This is a genomic window from Roseovarius sp. (genome assembly GCF_965228755.1).
Classification (GTDB): Bacteria; Pseudomonadota; Alphaproteobacteria; order Rhodobacterales; family Rhodobacteraceae; genus Roseovarius.
Map to the genome: position 1 here is coordinate 1,159,057 of NZ_CBDDIG010000005.1, position 16,851 is coordinate 1,175,907.

Below are 16,851 nucleotides of genomic sequence, written 5' to 3' on the forward strand. Positions count from 1 at the left end.
CGTGACGGTTGACCGCCCGTGGCTAGAGTTCGACCTTGGCCGCGAGATGCAGGTGCTGAGCTGGGCCGTCCATCGCCCCGGCCTGGTCAGGGCGCGGCGCATTCTGTGGCGCGAGGTGCGCAATGCCGACCTGCCGAAAGAACTGGACGTCGAGACGTGGCTTCAGGGCAAACTGGCGGCACGGGGCGCCTCGGATGCCGTCACCTTCCTGACCTCCCGCGATATCCGGCAGGTCACCCGCGCCACCGCCACCATCGGCGTGACCGAGGCGCAGGCGGTGGCGACCGTGGGCCTGTCGAACGCCGAACGGGTGGGGCACCGCGTCGACTACACGGGCCGCGACTGGGGCACGATCAACGTCGCGGTGCGCCTGAACCTCGGCCTGACCGAACCCGCGCTGCTCGAGGCGATGAGCATCGCCGTCGAAGCCCGCACGGCGGCGGTGATCGAGGCCGACATGCCGCTCGGCCCGGGCCGCGCCACCGGGACCGGCACCGATTGCGTGGCCGTGGCGGCCCCGCCGGGGGAGGAGCGCTATGCCGGGCTGCACACCGGGATCGGCGAGGCCGTGGGCTGTGCCGTATATGACGCCGTGCTGGAGGGCGCCTGCCACTGGCTGGCAACGGCGGGCGGGAAGACTGCCTCTTAATGCGGCGTTGCCAGATGCCGGACGACACCGACAGGACACAGCCCGGGTTTGTCCCGCCCGCCGTATTGACATAGAAAAATAGTCGGGTATCAGGCGTGAAACTGCACCAAGCAGTCTCAGTCAGCCAGAACGCCCTCATTTCTCGCGTTTCAGCCAATCGGGAAACACGACGAACACGAGGGTAACCATGAAACATTACGGATGGATTCTGTCCGGCGCGGTCGCGGCGCTTGGAACCGCGCAGGTGCACGCACAGGAGGCGGACCCGTTCTTCCTCGGCACGCTGCGGATCGAATCGAGCAAGGCGCAGGCGCTGCTGGGCAACGAGGAGATCGACGAGGAGGACCTCGAGAACCGCAACGCCTCGACCACCAAGGACGTCTTCGCGGGCGAGTCCTCGATCGTGGCCAGCGGCGGGGCGGCGATTGCCCAGAAGGTCTTCGTCAACGGGATCGAGGAAAGCCTCCTGTCGATCACTATCGACGGCGCGCGGCAGAACAAGTCGGCCTTCCACCACACCGGCAACGTGCTGCTCGACCCCGCGCTTCTGAAGCGCGTCGAGGTGAGCGAGGGGATCGCGCCGGCCGATGCCGGCCCCGGCGCGCTGGCGGGGCGCATCGCCTACGAGACCAAGGATGCCAAGGACCTTCTGGAAGAGGGCGACAATTTCGGCGGCATGGCCTCGGCCACCATCGGCTCAAACGAGGAGAGCGGGCGCGGCACGCTGACCCTCTTCGGCCGGCAGGGCGGGTTCGAATGGCTGCTGAGCGCCACCCGCCACAAGAGCGGCGATTACGATGACGGCTCGGGCAACCGCGTGCCGGGCACCGAGGCGGACCTGACCGACTACATCCTCAAGCTCGCCTATGAAAGCCAGGGCGGCGAACGGCTGGAATTCTCGGCCTCGCAGACCGAGGACACCGGCACCCGCTCGGCCCAGGCGGGCCCGGGCGGCATCCTGTTCACCCGGCCCGACTTCGCTGCCGTGGTGGGCCGGCCCAGCGTCTTCGTCGACGCGCTGTCGCGCCGCACCTCCTACACGCTGACCTATACCGACGAACAGCCCGAGGGCTGGTTCGATCCACTGATCCAGCTCAGCTATAACGAGCAGGAAATCGACGCCTCGGGTGTCTGGGGCGTGAATGATAGCCTGAGCGGAATCTTCCAGAACGAATGGGATATCGGCAACGGCACCCTGACCGCGGGGCTGGATTTCTTCCATGAAACCGCCACCGGGCGGGGCCGCGGGCCGGGCCCGTTCGGCAGTTCCGGCAAGGAAGAGCTGACCAACGTGGGCCTTTACGCGCAGGCCCGGCAGGATGTCAGCGAGCGGGTTTCGGTCTCCTACGGCGCCCGGATCGACACGCAGGAATTCACCGCGGCGACCGGGCAGACCTTCGACGATACCGGCGTCAGCGCCAATGCCGCGGTCGACGTGATCCTCAGCGACCGCTGGACGCTCAACGCCGGCCTCGCCTCGAGCTGGGGCGGCTACGAACTGGGCGAGGCGGCGCTGATCAACTTCGGCGGCGCCTGGACCTATGCGGGCATCACCACCTCGCGCGCCAACGCCGCGCGGATCGGCCTGCGCTATGCCAGCGGCCCGTGGGAAGCGAGCGGCGCGCTGTTCTACACCGAGGTGAACGACATCAACGCCGTGCTGCCCACCGGTGGCAACCGCGGCGCGGTCTCCGACCTCGTCTCGCGCGGCTTCGACGGGTCGTTCGGCTATTACGGCAGCCGGGGCTTCTTCCGCGCGAACTACACCTATGCCGATGTCGAGCTGAACGACGCCGCCATCGGGTCGACCGCCTATTACTTCGGCCGCCCGATGGGCAGCATCGTCGGGCTGGAAGCGGCCTATGATTTCAGCCAGCAATGGCGCCTCGGCGGCACGGCCGAGATCGCCTTCGACAACAACGACACGCCGGTGAAGCTGTCGGGCTACGAGGCGCTCGACCTCTACGCCGCCTACACGCCCAAGGCGGCGCCGAATGTGGAGATCCGGCTGGACGTGCGCAACGTGCTCGACGCCACCTACGCCTCGCGCAGCTCGGACGGCGTGGGCGTGCCGACCGTGGTGCCGCTGAACGAGCCGGGCCGGACGTTCGAGCTGACGGCGCGGGTGAAGTTCTGAGGGGTTAGCCTTAGGTGAAACGAAGAAGGGGCGCGGGTTTCGCGCCCCTTTTTGGGTTTCGGGATGCATCACTTGGCCGAGCCCCGAGGTCGATCAGATTGCTGGACCTAGACCCATTCCCGGTCTCTCCACTTTTCAAGGGGATGCGCGGTCAGCCAGGTGTCGAACTTTCCTTGAATAATACCGTCTATGTTTGATGGATTGGCCTCCGGCCAATGAGGTGCGAAATTTCCAAAACTTTTCAAATCCTCCACGGCACAATCGAGAAAGTAGAAGTCGAGTGCGTCAGGCGGGAACTCTTCCTCATTGGCCAGTCTGGAGATCGCCGCCAATGTCTGCGCGCGACTTGTCCATCCCTTTGCATGCCTTCTGATGTGACACGTAACCAGGATCTCCAGCGCTTCTTTGTCCGAGGAAATCGGGGGCACTTCAAGTTCCCGCCCGGTCCGTTGGAGCAGTTCCTTGAGTTCAAATTGATTGTACGGTGGAACTTCGCCGACCAGTATAATCAGGTAATCGCTATCGAACCCGGCCAGCAGCATCGCCTCGGCCCATGCGACAACTTGAGGTCCAGCGACGCGGTTCAAAACGAGTTCCGCAAAAACCTCTGCCGTATAGGGTGTGCCTTCTGGTGCGCTCATGGAGGTTTACTACGACGTTCGTTGCTGAACTCGAAGACAAACTTGGGCTCGATTCCGACATTGCACGTCGATGTACCTGAAACTCGTCTGTACCACGAACTGCAAAGCGCCGAACCGGAGCGCCCGTTCAGACCGCCTGCCAGTCCATCGTCTCGAAATTCTCGCGGAAGGCGAAGCGGGCGAGATGCGAGTCGATGATATAGCGCGCCACCTTCAGCGCCGCGTCGTCTTCGCCCGTGATCCGCACCGTCAGGTCGCTGTCGGTGGCGTGCAGTTCCGCCGGGCCCGGGGGCAGGGCGGCCTTGCCGGTCTCGGCATCGTAGTCGACCTCGACCTTGTGGGCGAAGTGCTTGCACAGCTGCTGGAGGTACTTGCTGGCGTTCTGCGTGGGGAAGACGCCGGTTTCGGCCTTGAGGGTCTCGGTCATTCTCACATTCCTGACTGTTTTGGAAAGAATTAAGCCTTGCGCCCTCCGCTGACAAGGGCGTATCCAGTGGCCGACCCGCGCCGCCAGCGATCCGCAAGCCCCGCGCACCCCGTTGATCAGGAGCGTCCTGCGATGAAATCCCTTGTGGCGGCCGGGCTGGCCGCGTTCCTTTGCGCCTCGGGCCCGGCATGGGCCGAAGAGGTGACGGTGGAAACCGCGCGCGGAGATGTCGCGGTGCCCGCCGGGCCGGAAAGCGTGGCGGTGTTCGACATCGCGGCACTCGACACGCTTGCGGCGCTCGGGGTGCTGGTCGACGGCGCGCCGCGGCCGCTCTACCTGCCATACATCGAGGCGGCAGCAGGAGAGACCACGCCCGTCGGCACACTCTTCGAGCCGGATTTCGAGGCGCTGGCGGTGATGGGCCCCGACCTGATCGTCGCCGGCGGCCGCTCTTCGCCGCAGATCGACGCGTTGTCGCGCATCGCGCCCACCATCGACATGACGATCTGGGGCGCCGACATGGTGGGGCAGGCCAAGGCGCGGCTGACCTCCTATGGCAAGCTCTTCGGCAAGACCGCCGAGGCCGACGCGCTTCTGGCGCAGCTTGACGCGAAGCTGGCCGAGGCGCGCGAGGCGATCGAGGGCAAGGGCGACGGGCTGATCCTGCTGACCAATGGCGGCAAGATTTCCGCCTATGGCGATGACAGCCGCTATGGCTGGCTGCACACGGCGACGGGCCTGCCGGAAGCTTATCCGGGCGTCGCGGCGGAAACCCATGGCGAGGCGGTCTCGTTCGAGTTCCTGGCCGAGATCGACCCCGACTGGCTCCTGGTAATCGACCGGGGCGCGGCCATCGGCGACGCGGCGAATGCCGGGAACGCGGCCGCCGCGACGCTGGACAACCCGCTGGTCAGGGGCACCACGGCGGCGAAGGAGGGGCGCATCCTCTACCTCTCCTCCGGCCCGCTTTACATCGCCGGCGGCGGGATCCAGTCGATGCTGGGCACGCTGGACGAGCTGATCGCGGCCTTCGGCGGCGAGGGGTCCGGTTCTTGAAGCCATGGGTTGCCTGGGCGCTGCTGCTGGGCGGGCTGTCGGCGGTCAGCCTCTGCGTCGGCGCCACCTCGATCTTCTCGGGGCAGCTTGACGCGGGCTGGATCCTGGCGATCAGCCGCTTTCCCCGCACCGCCGCCGCGCTGCTGACCGGTGTCGGGCTGGCGCTGGCGGGCGTCGTGGTGCAGCAATCGGTGCAGAACCGCATGGTCGAGCCGTCGCTGATCGGCACGCCCGAGGCGGCGATGCTGGGTTTGCTGGCGATCACTCTTCTGGCACCCGGCGCGGCGATCGTGACCAAGATGTCGGTGGCGGCGGTCGCGGCGCTTCTGGGCATGGGGCTCTTCCTGCTCATCGCCCGCGCCATCCCGCGGCATGACCCGATGCTTCTGCCGATCATCGGGCTGATCTATGGCGGCATCCTGTTTTCCTCGGCGATCTGGATCGCGTGGACGACCGACCTGATGCAGTATCTCGGCACCTGGCGGCTGGGCGAGTTCTCGGGCGTGATGCAGGGCCGGTACGAAATGCTCTGGATCGTGGCGATCATCGCCGTGCTGCTCTATGCCATCGCCGACCGCATCACGCTTCTGGGCTTCGGCGAGGCGCAGGCGCGCAGCCTTGGGCTGAACTATGCCCAGACGCGGGGCCTCGGGCTGGCGGCGGTGGCGGTGATCACCGCGGTGATCGTGGTGACGGTGGGCTATCTGCCCTTCGTGGGGCTTCTGGCACCCAATATCGTTTCACGCTGGCGCGGCGACAATTTGCGGGCCAACCTGCCGGTGGTGGCGGCGCTCGGGGCGGCCTCGGTGCTTTCGGCGGATATCCTCGGCCGGGTCCTGCGCCCGCCCTACGAGATCCCGGCGGGCACGATCTTTGCCGTCTTCGGCGCCTGCGTCTTCCTGTGGATGCTCAACGCCCGGCCGGCACGGCGTGCCCATGGCTGACCGCCGCGTGCTGATGCTGACCGGCGTGCTGCTCGCCGCCGCGCTGCTGTTCCTGACATGGCACCTGCGCGAGCCGGTGGGCTTCATCTTGTCGCTCAGGGCCGGGAAACTGGCGGCGCTGATCCTCGTGGGCGCGGCCACCGGGGCGGCGACGGTGCAGTTCCAGACCATCGTCGGCAACCGGCTGCTGACGCCCGGAATCGTCGGGTTCGACGCGCTCTTCATTTTCCTGCAGACGATGCTGGTGCTGGTTCTGGGCGGCGTGGGCTTCACCCAGCTTCACCCCAACCTCACCTTTCTGGGCGAGACCGCGCTGATGACCGGCGCGGCGCTCTTGCTGTTCCATATCCTGCTGCGGCGCGGGGCCGAGGATATTGCGCGCATGGTGCTGACCGGCATTGTGCTGGGCCTGCTCCTGCGCGGGTTGTCGGATTTCGCGCAACGGCTGCTCGACCCGTCGGAATTCTCGATCCTGCAATTCGTCACCTTCGCCAGTTTCAACAGCGTCGAGACCGCCAACCTTGGCGTCGCCGGGGGGCTGATCGCGCTGGCCATGCTGGGCGCGCTGCGGCTGGCGCCGTCGCTCGACGTGGCGGCGCTTGGCCGGCCCGTGGCGCGGGGGTTGGGGCTGGGCTATGACCGGGTGGTGATGCAGGCGCTGGCGCTCGTGGCGGTGCTGGTCTCGGCGGCGACCGCGCTGGTCGGGCCCATGACCTTCCTCGGCCTGATCGCCGCCAGCCTTGCGCGCGAGGTGGTGCCGGAAAACCGCCACGCGCTGCTCCTGCCCGCCGCCGCGGTCATCGGCGCCATCACCCTTGTCGCCGGGCAGTTCCTGTTCGAGCGGCTGCTGGGCCAGCAGGGGGCGCTTGGCGTGGTGGTCGAGTTCCTCGGCGGGCTGCTGTTCCTCGCACTCGTTTTCGGCCGGAGGCGCCTTTGATCACGGTTTACAATCTCAGCCACGAGGCGGGCGGCGCCCGCATCCTGTCCGATGTCTCGGTCGAGATCCCCTCGGGCGGCATCACCGCGCTGATCGGGCCGAACGGCGCGGGAAAATCCACGTTGCTGCACTGCCTGGCGGGGCTGATCAGTCCGGCTGCGGGTGCGGTGTATATCGACGACGCGCCGGTCCTGGTGCTGGCCGATCGCGACCGGGCCCGCGCCGTGGCGCTGCTTCAGCAGTCGCAGACCATCGTCAACCGCCTGACGGTGCGTGATCTGGTGGCCTTCGGCCGCTGGCCGCATCACCAGGGCCGCCCGGGGCCAGAGGATGCCCGGCTGACCCAGGCCGCGCTCGAGACGTTCGAGCTGGGCAGCATGGCCGACCGCGCGCTCGAAACCCTTTCGGGCGGGCAGCGGCAGCGGGCGCAGGTGGCGATGGTCTGGGCCCAGTCGACCCCGTGGCTGCTGCTTGACGAGCCGCTCAACGCGCTTGACCCGAAATATGCCCGCGACCTGATGCACCGCTTGCACGAGCTGACCCGGCCGGGGCCGGAGGCGCGCTCGGTGGTGGTCGTGCTGCACGACATCAACGCCGCGGCCACATGGGCCGACCGGGTCGTGGCGATGAAGGACGGGCGCATTCACGCCAGCGGGGAAAGCGCCGAGATCCTGACGCCGGATGTGCTGGGCAAGCTTTACGAGACGCCCTTCGATGTGCTCGACCACGAGGGACGGCCGGTGGTGGTCTCACGCTGAGGCGCGCCTACTCCGAACGCCGCATCCACAGCCGCGTGACCAGCCAGAGCGCCACGCCAATCCCGATCAGCACCGCCGAGATCGTGTATTGCGCCGGGTCGCGCCCCGTCCACGGGCCCACGAGGAAGGCACAGCTCAGCGCGCCCGCCACCGACACGGCGGTCGGGCTCTCGAAATGCTCGTGCTCGACCTTGTCGCTTCGCAGCACCAGCACGGCCACGTTCACCACCGTGAACACGGCCAGCAGCAGCAGCGCGGTCGTCCCGCCAAGCTCCGGCACCGCGCCCACGAAGGTCACCAGCCCCGCCGCCAGGAGCGAAGTGAAAAGGATCGCCGTCACCGGCGTCTTCCGCGACCGGTTCACCCGGCCCAGCACCCGGGGCAGTACGCCTTCCTCGCTCATGCCATAGACAAGCCGGCTGGCCATCAGCAGGTTGATCAGGGCCGAGTTGCCTACGGCGATCATGGTGATCAGCCCGAACACCCACGGCGGAAAGGCCGGCGCGCCGGTCTCGACCACCTTCAGAAGCGGCGTGTCGCCCTCGGCCAGATCCTCGACCGGCACGATGGAAATCGCCACGATCGAGACGATCAGGTAAAGCAGCGCCGCAATCGCCAGCCCGGCGAACAGCACCTTGGGAAAGGTCCGCGAGGGGTGCTTCGTCTCCTCGGCCATGTTCACCGAATCCTCGAACCCCACCATGGCGAAGAAGGCCAGCGTGGTGCCCGCGATCACCGGCCAGAATATCCCGTCCGAGCTTTCGAACTCGAACGCCTTGCCGATATCCGCCTCGCCCGCGCCGAAGACCATGACGCCGATGCCGATGATGATGATCAGGCCGGTCAGCTCGATACAGGTGAAGACGGCGTTGAGCAGCACGCCCTCGCTGACCCCGCGCAGGTTGATGAGCGCGATCGCCCCGATGAAGGCCAGCCCGATCACCGTCACCGCGACCGGCCCGAACTCGAAAGCGAAGCCGGTCGAGAAGTTCTCGGCAAAGGCCCGTGCCGCCGTGGCCGAGGAGGTGAGGCCCGAGGACATCACCGCGAAGGCCACGAGGAAGGTGACGAAATGGATGCCGAAGGCCTTCTGCGTGTAAAGCGCCGCGCCCGCCGCCTTGGGGTACTTGGTGACCAGTTCGAGATAGCTGCAGGCGGTCAGCGTGGCCACGGCAAAGGCCACGAGGAACGGCACCCAGACCATGCCGCCGACTTCCTCGGCCACCTTGCCGGTCAGGGCGTAGATGCCGGTGCCCAGCACGTCGCCCACGATGAAGAGCAGAAGCAGGCCCGGACCGATGGCGCGCTTGAGCTTGGTATCGGTCGCGTCTGCCGTGTCGGAGGGGCGGGTCGGATCGGTGGTCTGGGCCATGGCCGGCTCTCCGCAAAGTCTGGGTCACGGGATCAACCCGGCCTGGCCCGGCCCGGTTCCCCGCGCCGCTCACGAAAACGCGATCCGGTGTGAGCGGCCGGGGCAGGGGGCGGCATTCCGCCGACGGCGCCACGGCCTGTCGGGGAACGTCACGCACGAGGCCCGCGTTTTGCCCATGACCGCAGCCGACGAAAAGGAGAAAGCAGATGATCGAGATCGGCCATACCCCCGCGAAAAGGCTCGTCACCATCCGCGTGAGCGGCAAGCTGACGTCGAAGGAATACGACACCGCCGTGCCCGAGATCGAACAGGCGATCGAGCAGTCGGGCGGCAAGCTGAATGCCGTGGTCGAGCTGGACGACATGCGCGGCTGGGACATTGCCGCGCTCTGGAAGGATCTGAAGTTCGATGCCCGCCATTTCGACGATTTCCGCCGCATCGCCGTGGTCGGTGGCACGAGCGGCGAGAAGCTGAGCGCCAAGGCGGCCGAGGCGTTGACCAGCGCCGATGTCGAGTTCTTCCTGCGCGACCAGGTCGACAAGGCCGAGGACTGGGCCGCCGCCGACTGAGCGGTTATCCCTAAGGAGAACTACAATGTTGGAACCAACCCCTCATACCCTGAAGGCCGGACGCCAGCCCAACGAGGTGCCCGCACCAAGCCCGGACGAACTGCCCGGCCAGCCCGACGAGGTGCCGCCCGAGCCCCGCGAAGTGCCCGACGAACCGCGCGAGGCGCCCCGCTGGCCTGACGAAACGCCGCCCGAGCCACAATAGGACAAAGGCCAGGGCCGTTCAGCGGATCAGCCTGTCCCAATCGCCATAACTGTCATGCACCGCCCCGCGCGGGATGCTGAGCGCAATCAGCGCCAGCCCCGCCACGGCCGAGATGGCGAACACGCCCCAGCTCGCCTCCACCACGAACGGCGCGAAGAGCAGCGCCACTCCGATGACCATGTTGAACACCCGCGCCAGCCGCGCGACCGGCGCGAGCGCCGTGGCCGCCGCGGTGATCGCCAGCGCGCCGGCCACGTGGAAGGTGCCGGCCATCGGGCTTTCCCACGTCACGAAGATCGGCAGCAGCATCAGCCCGACCCCCAGCGCCGCACTCGCCGCCAGCGTCCAGGGCAGGGTCATGCCACCGGTCAGCATGTCGCGGAGGATCTCACGCGGGCCGCGCTCGAAATCCTCGGCCGGAAAGCGCGTCGGCCCCTCGTCGGTATCGCCGGTGAAGAACACCTTGAGCCACGGCTGCCCGGCCTTGTGGCGGCGGCGCAGGAACTGGTAGGTCGCGACCATCTCGTCGACCGAGAAGGGGATCTGCAGCACCATCGCCGCCGCCGCGATCAGGCAGAGCGTGCAATAGGTACCGATCAGGATCGGCTGAATCACGATGAAGAAGATCGACACCGCGCCCAGCGGCACGATCATGATGCCGAACAGCACCGTCAGCCACGGCATCGTCCGCCAGCGCGAGGCCGAGCCGATGGCGCCCACCAGGATCTCCAGCCCGTAGGTCAGCGCGCCCACACCCGCGTCCGGAACCGGCCATGCCTCCGACACGTCCGATGTGGTGATCTGCTCCGAGCCGTTCTTGCCCGGCACGGTGCCCTCGAAGAACGGCTCCCAGATCCCCGGCAGGCTTTCGAGCTGGTAGCCCGTCAGGTAACGCGAGATGATCAGGCCGACGACGGCCAGCAGGATCACCGGCAGGCGCTGGAACCAGTCCGAGGGCGAATAGCTCCACCCCGGCGGCACCACCGGCCCGGATTGCGCCGCGGCGGCCGACACGCCCGGCGGCGGGCGGATCGCCACGGCGAAGCCCGCGACCAGCATCCCCACCAGCGTGCCGTTGGCATAAGCCGCGGCCGTCGGCGCCCAGAACAGCAAAGGCGCCGCCATCACCCAGACGCCCAGGCCGGCCGTCACCCACCGCGCGGGCCAGAGGCGCCAGGACATCGACAGGAAGGCGAAGACGATGACCAGCGCCCCCGCGACCACGTCGCTGACGGTCATCCACGTATCCTCGTAGCCCAAGAGCGCCGGCGCGCTCATCAGCCAGACGCCCAGCCCGGCATTGACCCAATGCGCCCACAGCCCGTCGCGATGCGCCTCGCGGTAACGCCGCTCGTGGCGGACGCGCAGCGCCTCGGCATCCTCGCTCCGCTCATCGGCCGAGCGCAGCCAGGCCGGCGGCTTGATCCCGTTGGCGCGGTACCAGCCCGCCGGGTCGTCCTTGAGCGAGGCGACCAGCGCCTCCAGCCCGTCGTAAATTCGGTGGTCCGGCGACCAGCCCAGCCGCTCGCGCGCCCGTGTAATGTCGAGCGCGTAATGATCCGAGGCCATGTCGATCATGAAGGGCCGGATGAACGGCGTCTCACCCTCGTCGAAGGCATCCGGAACCACCGGCTCGGCCCGCACCTGCAGCTTGGCGCCAAGCCGCGCGACGGAGGGCGGCAGCGACAGGGTCTGCCAGTCCTCCTCGCCATGGATCAGCCCGCCGATCCGGTGTTGCAGGGCATCGTAATTCATCACCTCCGGCTCGCCCGCCAGCACCTCGAGCCCCGGTTCCAGTTCGCCCCGCCGGTCGACCGCCCGCTCGAACAGGTCCAGCATGTCCTCCTGGTGCAGGAAGGCCTGCCCGGCGGAGGTGTCGCCGGCATAGACATGCGATTCCATGTCGCGCTCGTAGATCCGGGCGATCTGGTGCGACAGGGTCGGCACCGCGGTGGTGTCGTCGTAAAGCCCGGCCAGCCGCAGGAAGAGCACGGGAATACCGCCCGCCTCCTCGCGGAGGACCGCCTCGGTCTCGGCCTTGGATTGCGGATAGGCCCAGCGGGGCCCGAGGGGCGAGCTTTCATCGATCAGCTCGCCGGGGCGGGTGGGGGCGTGCACCAGCATGGTGCCGGAAAAGACGAACTGCTCGACCTCGAACTCCTGCAGGCCCCGGACCAGGTTGTGCGTGCCGCCGACATTGACCTTCTCGTAAAGCGGGCTCTCGCGGCCCGAGAAGTCGAAATAGGCGGCTAGGTGGATGACCGAGGCGATGGCGCGCCCGTGCTCCTCGGCCAGCGTACGAAAGGCCAGCTCGACCGAGGCCGGGTCGGTCAGGTCGCAGCCGATGCACTTGCCTTCGGCCGCATCCGGCAGGTCGAGCCCGACCACGTTGTAGTGTCGCGACAGGCGGGCGCGCAGTTGCTGGCCGATCCGGCCCATCGCTCCGGTGATGACGACTGTCGGGCGTTTCCTGGTGCTCAAGGCTTGCGGCTTTCCTTTTGGCTCGCCGGATACGGGCGGGGCGAGACATCCCGGAAAACAACGTAAGCGGGCGTGCTGATGTTCCGGTTTGCGTGCCACCCGGATCGGCAGATTCCGGCGAGATCGGCGCGCGACCCGGAACTTCCGCGCGCCGGGCTTGTTGGAAAGACATGACGCAGGATAGCTCGCCCCCCCGCCGCCCCGAGACCGAAACCGCCGACAGGACCAACGGCTCCGCGGCGGTCACCCGCCTGCGCGATCACATCGACCGGGGTGGCGCCGCCGACAAGGCCGCGGCCGCCGATCCTGCCGCCGCGCCGCTGGGCACCGATGCCGAGGCCGCGGGCAAGCCCCCCACAGCCGAGGAGGTGGCGGTGGCCAGTTCCGCCGAAGCCGGCCGCGCCGAGCCCGCAGACCGCAAGCGTGGCCCGGCCGAGCTGCAGGGGTCACGCCTGCGCCCGCGTGTCCTGCTGGCGCTGGTGGCCGGGGCCATCGCCGTCATCGCCGTTCTCATCGCCTTCGGAGGGTTCTCATGACGCAGTATTCCGACAACCGCGTACAGGACCAGCAGCCGGGCCTCGAACACGAGATGTCGCCCGCGCCCGACTACATGCCGCGCTATCCCGGCTCCGGCCGGCTCAAGGGCAAGGTGGCCCTGATCACCGGCGGCGATTCCGGCATCGGGCGAGCCACCGCCGTGCTCTTCGCCCGCGAAGGGGCCAAGGTCGCCATCCTCTACCTGAACGAGGACCGCGATGCCGAGGACACGCTCGACGCCATCCGCGCCGAGGGGGCCGAGGGCATGGCGATCCGCGGCGACGTGGGCGACCGGCGCTTCTGCTTCGATGCCGTGGCGCAGGTGGCCGGGGCGTGGGGACGCCTCGATATCCTGGTCAACAACGCCGCCGAACAGCACGGGCAGGAAGAGTTCGAGGATGTCTCGGAACAGCAGATCGAGGCCACCTTCCGCACCAACATCTTCGGCCAGATGTTCATGGTGCAGGCCGCGCTGCCGCATCTCGACGATGGCGGGGCGATCGTCGCCACCACCTCCGTCACCGCCTACCGGGGCGAAGACCTGCTGATCGACTATTCCGCCACCAAGGGCGCGATCCTGTCCTTCACCCGGGCGCTGGCGCACAAGCTGGCGCCGCGCGGCATCCGCGTCAACGGCGTGGCGCCGGGGCCGATCTGGACACCGCTGATCCCCGCCTCCTTCCCGCCGGAAAAGGTGGAAACCTTCGGCGAAGGCAATCCGATGGGCCGCCCCGGTCAGCCCAACGAGGTGGCGCCCTCCCTCCTGTTCCTCGCCTGCCAGGACAGCTCCTTCATGACCGGCCACGTGCTGCACCCGGATGGCGGCGCGCCGACGGCGGACTAGGCCGATGAGAAAGGCGGGGCCATGCCCAGGCTGATCCTGATCTCCGGCCCGTCCTGCATCGGGAAAAGCCCGCTGGTCAAGGGGATCGGCACGCTCTGCCCCAGGGTTGCCGAAACGCTGGAAACCCTGGTCCTGACCACCGACCGCGCCCGCCGCCCGGGAGAGGAGGACGGCAAGGATTACCATTTCCGCACCCGCGAGGAGATCGAGGCGCTGCGCGACGATGACGGGCACGTGGTGGTCGACAATCGTGGCGACCTTCAGGCGCTGGAACTCGCGGCCATCGACCGGATCCACGAGAAGGGGAGTCACGCGCTGTACGAAGGCAACCCGCGGCTGCCGGCGAAGCTGCGCGAGGCGGGGGTGCTGGACCGCTACGACACCCTGTCCATCTTCCTGACGCCGCTGTCGCGCGACGAACTCCGCGCGGCGCAGGAGGCCGGGCTCGACCGCGAGGCGCTGGTCACGCAGATCCAGCGCCGCAAGCTGCTCTACCGCACCACCCTGCAGCAGGGCATGCTCTCTCGTCCCGATCTCGACGATATCGAAACCCGCGCCACCAGCGCCTATGACGAGATGCACGAAGCCTGGCGGTACGACGCCGTCGTGCCGCTTCACGATGGCGAAGGGCACGACAACTGGTCGCGTTTCGGCCTGCCCATCGGCAGCGCCCGCGCCGCGATCCGGACGGTGGCCGCGCTGATCGACGGCCAGCACACGGACGGCACCGAATACTGGGAAGCCGACCTGCTGGAATGACCCGGACCCGCGGCCGGTCTCGTTGCCATGGCAGAGATGGAACCGTCCCGCGCGGCGGTTCGTTTTGATGGTGAAACTCACGACGCCGGCCGACCGGCGTGTTTCGCAAAGGAGGCCACGATGCCCCGAAGACCCGATCACATGACAGACCACGAAGCCCGCATGGAACTGGCCCGCCGCCACCGGCACGAGCGGCCGGGCCCCTACGGCTACGAAGACGAATACGGCGGGCCCCGCGATGCGGCGGCCTATGGCGCCGGCACCTTTCCCGGGGCCGGGTACCCGTGGCCGGTGCCGGTCTATCCCGCACCGGAACCCGGCCTGCCCACCGGCTACCCGGGCCACGCCCCGCGCCGGTCGGACTACGGACACCGCCAACCGCCGCGCGGCTACGAGGAACGCGGCATGCTTGACCGCGCCGGGGACGAGGTCGCCTCGTGGTTCGGAGATGACGCGGCGGAGGAACGTCGCGAGGCCGACCACCGCGGCCGCGGGCCCAGGAACTACGTCCGTTCCGACGCCCGGATCGAGGAGGACGTCAACGACCGGCTGACCGACGACCGGCATGTCGACGCCACCGAAATCGCGGTCAGCGTCAAGGACCGCGAGGTCACGCTCGACGGCACCGTCGACTCGCGCCGTGCCAAGCGGCATGCCGAGGATTGCGCCGACAGCGTGTCCGGCGTGGTCCACGTGCAGAACAACCTCCGCGTCGAACAGGCGGCCCGGTGACACCACACGCCGGACCCCGCAGGAACATTTCCCGGAGCGTTCCGGTTTTCCATCCGTGCAGCAAGCCGCACCGCCCGACCCCCGGGCGGTGCGCCCGCTGCCCATCCGAGAAAGGACATCCCTCAATGACCCACTCCACCCTTTCCCCGTCAAGCCTTCCCCGCACCCTGTGCAGCGCCGCGGCAGCCACGCTGTGCCTCGGGCTTGCCCCGGCAGCCATGGCCCAGGACAGCGACACCGCCGCCCCCACGCAGGAGGTGACCTTCCTCTCGGCCGAGGGCGAAGAAACCGGCACCGCCACGCTGACCGGCACACCGCATGGGCTGATGATCGAGCTGAACCTGCAGAACCTGCCCCCCGAAAGCTGGCACGGGTTCCATATCCATGAAGAGGGGACATGCGACCCCGAGGATGGGTTCAAATCCGCCGGCGGCCACTACAATGCCGGCGATACCAAGCACGGCTTCCTGCTCGAGGACGGCCCGCATACCGGCGACATGCCGAACCAGTATGTCGCCGCCGACGGGACGCTGAAGGCCCAGGTGCTCAACACCTTCGCCTCGCTCGGTGGCGGGGACGGCGATGTCTCGGGCCGCGCGCTCGTCCTGCATGGCGGCTTCGACGATTACGAAAGCCAGTCTTCGGGCGATGCCGGCGAACGCATCGCCTGCGCCGAGATCGAGTGACACACCCGGTGCCGGGCCCGGACAGGGGCCCGGCACCGTCAGGCATTGCCAGGTTTCAGCTCTCGTCCGATGGCCGGTCGTTGCCCTGCTTGTCCTGTTCATCCGAAAGGATGTCCTCGACCTCTCGCATCAGGGCGTCGCGCCCCTCGCGGTGATGCGCGTGTTCGGCCTCGGCCTGCGACAGGCCGGTCAGGAGGGATTTGAGGTATTGCTCGCGATCACCCGCGGAATACCCCGCGTCAAGCAGCAGCTCGTGCAACTCCTCCGGTCCGACGAATCCGCCCTCGCGGGTCCGGAACCTGTTGATATCGGGCATATGTGGCATTGGTGCGCCTCCTGTCGAGCCAACAGCGCAGGCCCCCGAAGGTTCCCGGCCGCAGCGCGTCCTCTGGCCGGTTTCCGCCTGCCGGCAAGAGAGAGTCCGCTCAACACTGGCGGAGGGCGCGCGCCGATCTACCTATCCATGAGGCGCCGGGTCGTGTAGGGTGGCGCTACTGCTCGTCATGCCGAACGGCAGCACAGACGCGGCCGGAGACTGACAATGTTGTCACTCCGGGTTGCGCCCGCCGGCCTGGAACCAGATATCGGGGGAAAGACCGAACCTCGAGAAAGGGATGCCCATGTCTGCCCGCAGGGTGCTGATCCTCGAAGATCAGAAGGTCGTCGCGCTCGACGTGGCGTCGATGCTGGAAGAAAAGGGATACCATCCGGTCATCGTCTGCAGTTCCGCCGAAATCGCCAACCGCGCCATCGACCTCGCCATGCCGGATCTCGGCATCGTCGACCTGGGGCGGCGCGAACGCCGCCAGCGGCTCGATACCGCGGCGCGGCTGGCCGACCGGGCCTGTCCGGTGCTTTTCCTCACCGACGGTGCCAACCCGCTGCACGACCTGCCCGAGGCGATGCAGGATTACGACGTGATCGTGAAACCCTTCAGCGACACCTGCGTTCTGCGCACGGTCGAATCCCTCGTGCTGGGCAGGGGGCCGCAAGGCCTCGAGATGCCGGGCGAGGCGCCGACCCTGCCGCACGACGGCCCCGAGACGCCCGGGGGGCGCCTGTCCTGAGGCCGGCGGGCCAGGGGTGACATCACCACGACCCTCGACGTCTGAAAGGC

General features: G+C 68.0%; 19 protein-coding genes. 14 read left to right on the plus strand and 5 right to left on the minus strand.

The annotated features are described in order from the left end of the window. Position 1 precedes the first annotated feature (1 nt). On the plus strand, positions 2 to 649 hold the full coding sequence (locus ACO07J_RS09230; RefSeq protein ID WP_422028422.1) for an adenosylcobinamide amidohydrolase: 648 nt from the start codon (positions 2 to 4) through the stop codon (positions 647 to 649). 187 nt (positions 650 to 836) lie between these two features. Continuing rightward, complete coding sequence (locus tag ACO07J_RS09235) at positions 837 to 2,786, plus strand: TonB-dependent receptor domain-containing protein (protein ID WP_422028424.1); 1,950 nt, start codon at positions 837 to 839, stop codon at positions 2,784 to 2,786. Between the two features lie 107 nt (positions 2,787 to 2,893). On the opposite strand, the gene ACO07J_RS09240 is transcribed toward ACO07J_RS09235, so the two are convergent. Both ACO07J_RS09240 and ACO07J_RS09245 read right to left on the minus strand, forming a co-directional pair. Next, positions 2,894 to 3,427, minus strand: a complete 534-nt coding sequence (locus ACO07J_RS09240) for a hypothetical protein (RefSeq protein ID WP_422028426.1) — start codon at positions 3,425 to 3,427, stop codon at positions 2,894 to 2,896. Between the two features lie 127 nt (positions 3,428 to 3,554). Next, positions 3,555 to 3,854, minus strand: coding sequence for a DUF2218 domain-containing protein (locus tag ACO07J_RS09245; protein ID WP_422028428.1), 300 nt, complete (start codon positions 3,852 to 3,854; stop codon positions 3,555 to 3,557). Between the two features lie 132 nt (positions 3,855 to 3,986). Between ACO07J_RS09245 and ACO07J_RS09250 the strand changes: the two genes are divergently transcribed. From ACO07J_RS09250 to ACO07J_RS09265, 4 genes are read left to right on the plus strand one after another with little or no spacing between them, the layout of a single operon-like run. Beyond that, on the plus strand, positions 3,987 to 4,910 hold the full coding sequence (locus ACO07J_RS09250) for a siderophore ABC transporter substrate-binding protein (RefSeq protein WP_422028430.1): 924 nt from the start codon (positions 3,987 to 3,989) through the stop codon (positions 4,908 to 4,910). Next, positions 4,907 to 5,854, plus strand: a complete 948-nt coding sequence (locus tag ACO07J_RS09255; protein ID WP_422028432.1) for an ABC transporter permease — start codon at positions 4,907 to 4,909, stop codon at positions 5,852 to 5,854. The genes ACO07J_RS09250 and ACO07J_RS09255 overlap by 4 nt, the downstream gene beginning before the upstream one ends. Further along, positions 5,847 to 6,791: an iron chelate uptake ABC transporter family permease subunit gene (locus ACO07J_RS09260; RefSeq protein WP_422028434.1), complete on the plus strand. Its 945-nt coding sequence runs from the start codon at positions 5,847 to 5,849 to the stop codon at positions 6,789 to 6,791. Before ACO07J_RS09255 ends, ACO07J_RS09260 begins: the two co-directional genes overlap by 8 nt. After that, entirely contained in the window at positions 6,788 to 7,549 is a 762-nt protein-coding gene (locus ACO07J_RS09265) for an ABC transporter ATP-binding protein (RefSeq protein WP_422028436.1), read from the plus strand. Before ACO07J_RS09260 ends, ACO07J_RS09265 begins: the two co-directional genes overlap by 4 nt. A gap of 7 nt (positions 7,550 to 7,556) precedes the next feature. Here ACO07J_RS09265 and ACO07J_RS09270 read toward each other — a convergent pair whose 3' ends face one another. Continuing rightward, positions 7,557 to 8,921: an APC family permease gene (locus tag ACO07J_RS09270; protein ID WP_422028438.1), complete on the minus strand. Its 1,365-nt coding sequence runs from the start codon at positions 8,919 to 8,921 to the stop codon at positions 7,557 to 7,559. Between the two features lie 206 nt (positions 8,922 to 9,127). Here ACO07J_RS09270 and ACO07J_RS09275 point away from each other — a divergent pair, with 206 nt between their 5' ends. Both ACO07J_RS09275 and ACO07J_RS09280 read left to right on the plus strand, forming a co-directional pair. Continuing rightward, the gene (locus ACO07J_RS09275; protein WP_422028440.1) at positions 9,128 to 9,490 is read left to right on the plus strand and encodes an STAS/SEC14 domain-containing protein; all 363 of its coding nucleotides are present in this window, start codon (positions 9,128 to 9,130) and stop codon (positions 9,488 to 9,490) included. Positions 9,491 to 9,515: 25 nt separating this feature from the next. Then, on the plus strand, positions 9,516 to 9,695 hold the full coding sequence (locus ACO07J_RS09280) for a hypothetical protein (protein ID WP_422028442.1): 180 nt from the start codon (positions 9,516 to 9,518) through the stop codon (positions 9,693 to 9,695). An 18-nt stretch (positions 9,696 to 9,713) separates the two neighbouring features. Here ACO07J_RS09280 and ACO07J_RS09285 read toward each other — a convergent pair whose 3' ends face one another. Then, entirely contained in the window at positions 9,714 to 12,176 is a 2,463-nt protein-coding gene (locus tag ACO07J_RS09285) for a vitamin K epoxide reductase family protein (protein WP_422028444.1), read from the minus strand. Positions 12,177 to 12,346: 170 nt separating this feature from the next. Here ACO07J_RS09285 and ACO07J_RS09290 point away from each other — a divergent pair, with 170 nt between their 5' ends. The 5 genes from ACO07J_RS09290 to ACO07J_RS09310 all read left to right on the plus strand — a co-directional run bounded on the left by ACO07J_RS09290 (position 12,347) and on the right by ACO07J_RS09310 (position 15,734). Then, a complete protein-coding gene (locus tag ACO07J_RS09290; RefSeq protein WP_422028446.1) occupies positions 12,347 to 12,712 on the plus strand; it encodes a hypothetical protein in 366 nt (121 codons plus the stop codon). Further along, positions 12,709 to 13,557 (plus strand): SDR family oxidoreductase, encoded by an 849-nt coding sequence (locus ACO07J_RS09295; protein WP_422028448.1) that lies wholly within the window; start codon positions 12,709 to 12,711, stop codon positions 13,555 to 13,557. The genes ACO07J_RS09290 and ACO07J_RS09295 overlap by 4 nt, the downstream gene beginning before the upstream one ends. 21 nt (positions 13,558 to 13,578) lie before the next feature. Continuing rightward, complete coding sequence (locus ACO07J_RS09300; protein ID WP_422028450.1) at positions 13,579 to 14,316, plus strand: hypothetical protein; 738 nt, start codon at positions 13,579 to 13,581, stop codon at positions 14,314 to 14,316. A 141-nt stretch (positions 14,317 to 14,457) separates the two neighbouring features. Beyond that, positions 14,458 to 15,048 (plus strand): BON domain-containing protein, encoded by a 591-nt coding sequence (locus tag ACO07J_RS09305; protein WP_422028452.1) that lies wholly within the window; start codon positions 14,458 to 14,460, stop codon positions 15,046 to 15,048. Between the two features lie 125 nt (positions 15,049 to 15,173). Further along, entirely contained in the window at positions 15,174 to 15,734 is a 561-nt protein-coding gene (locus tag ACO07J_RS09310; protein WP_422028454.1) for a superoxide dismutase family protein, read from the plus strand. Positions 15,735 to 15,789: 55 nt separating this feature from the next. Here ACO07J_RS09310 and ACO07J_RS09315 read toward each other — a convergent pair whose 3' ends face one another. Next, a complete protein-coding gene (locus tag ACO07J_RS09315) occupies positions 15,790 to 16,059 on the minus strand; it encodes a hypothetical protein (RefSeq protein WP_422028456.1) in 270 nt (89 codons plus the stop codon). Positions 16,060 to 16,354: 295 nt separating this feature from the next. Between ACO07J_RS09315 and ACO07J_RS09320 the strand changes: the two genes are divergently transcribed. Beyond that, entirely contained in the window at positions 16,355 to 16,801 is a 447-nt protein-coding gene (locus ACO07J_RS09320; protein ID WP_422028458.1) for a hypothetical protein, read from the plus strand. Positions 16,802 to 16,851 lie beyond the last annotated feature (50 nt).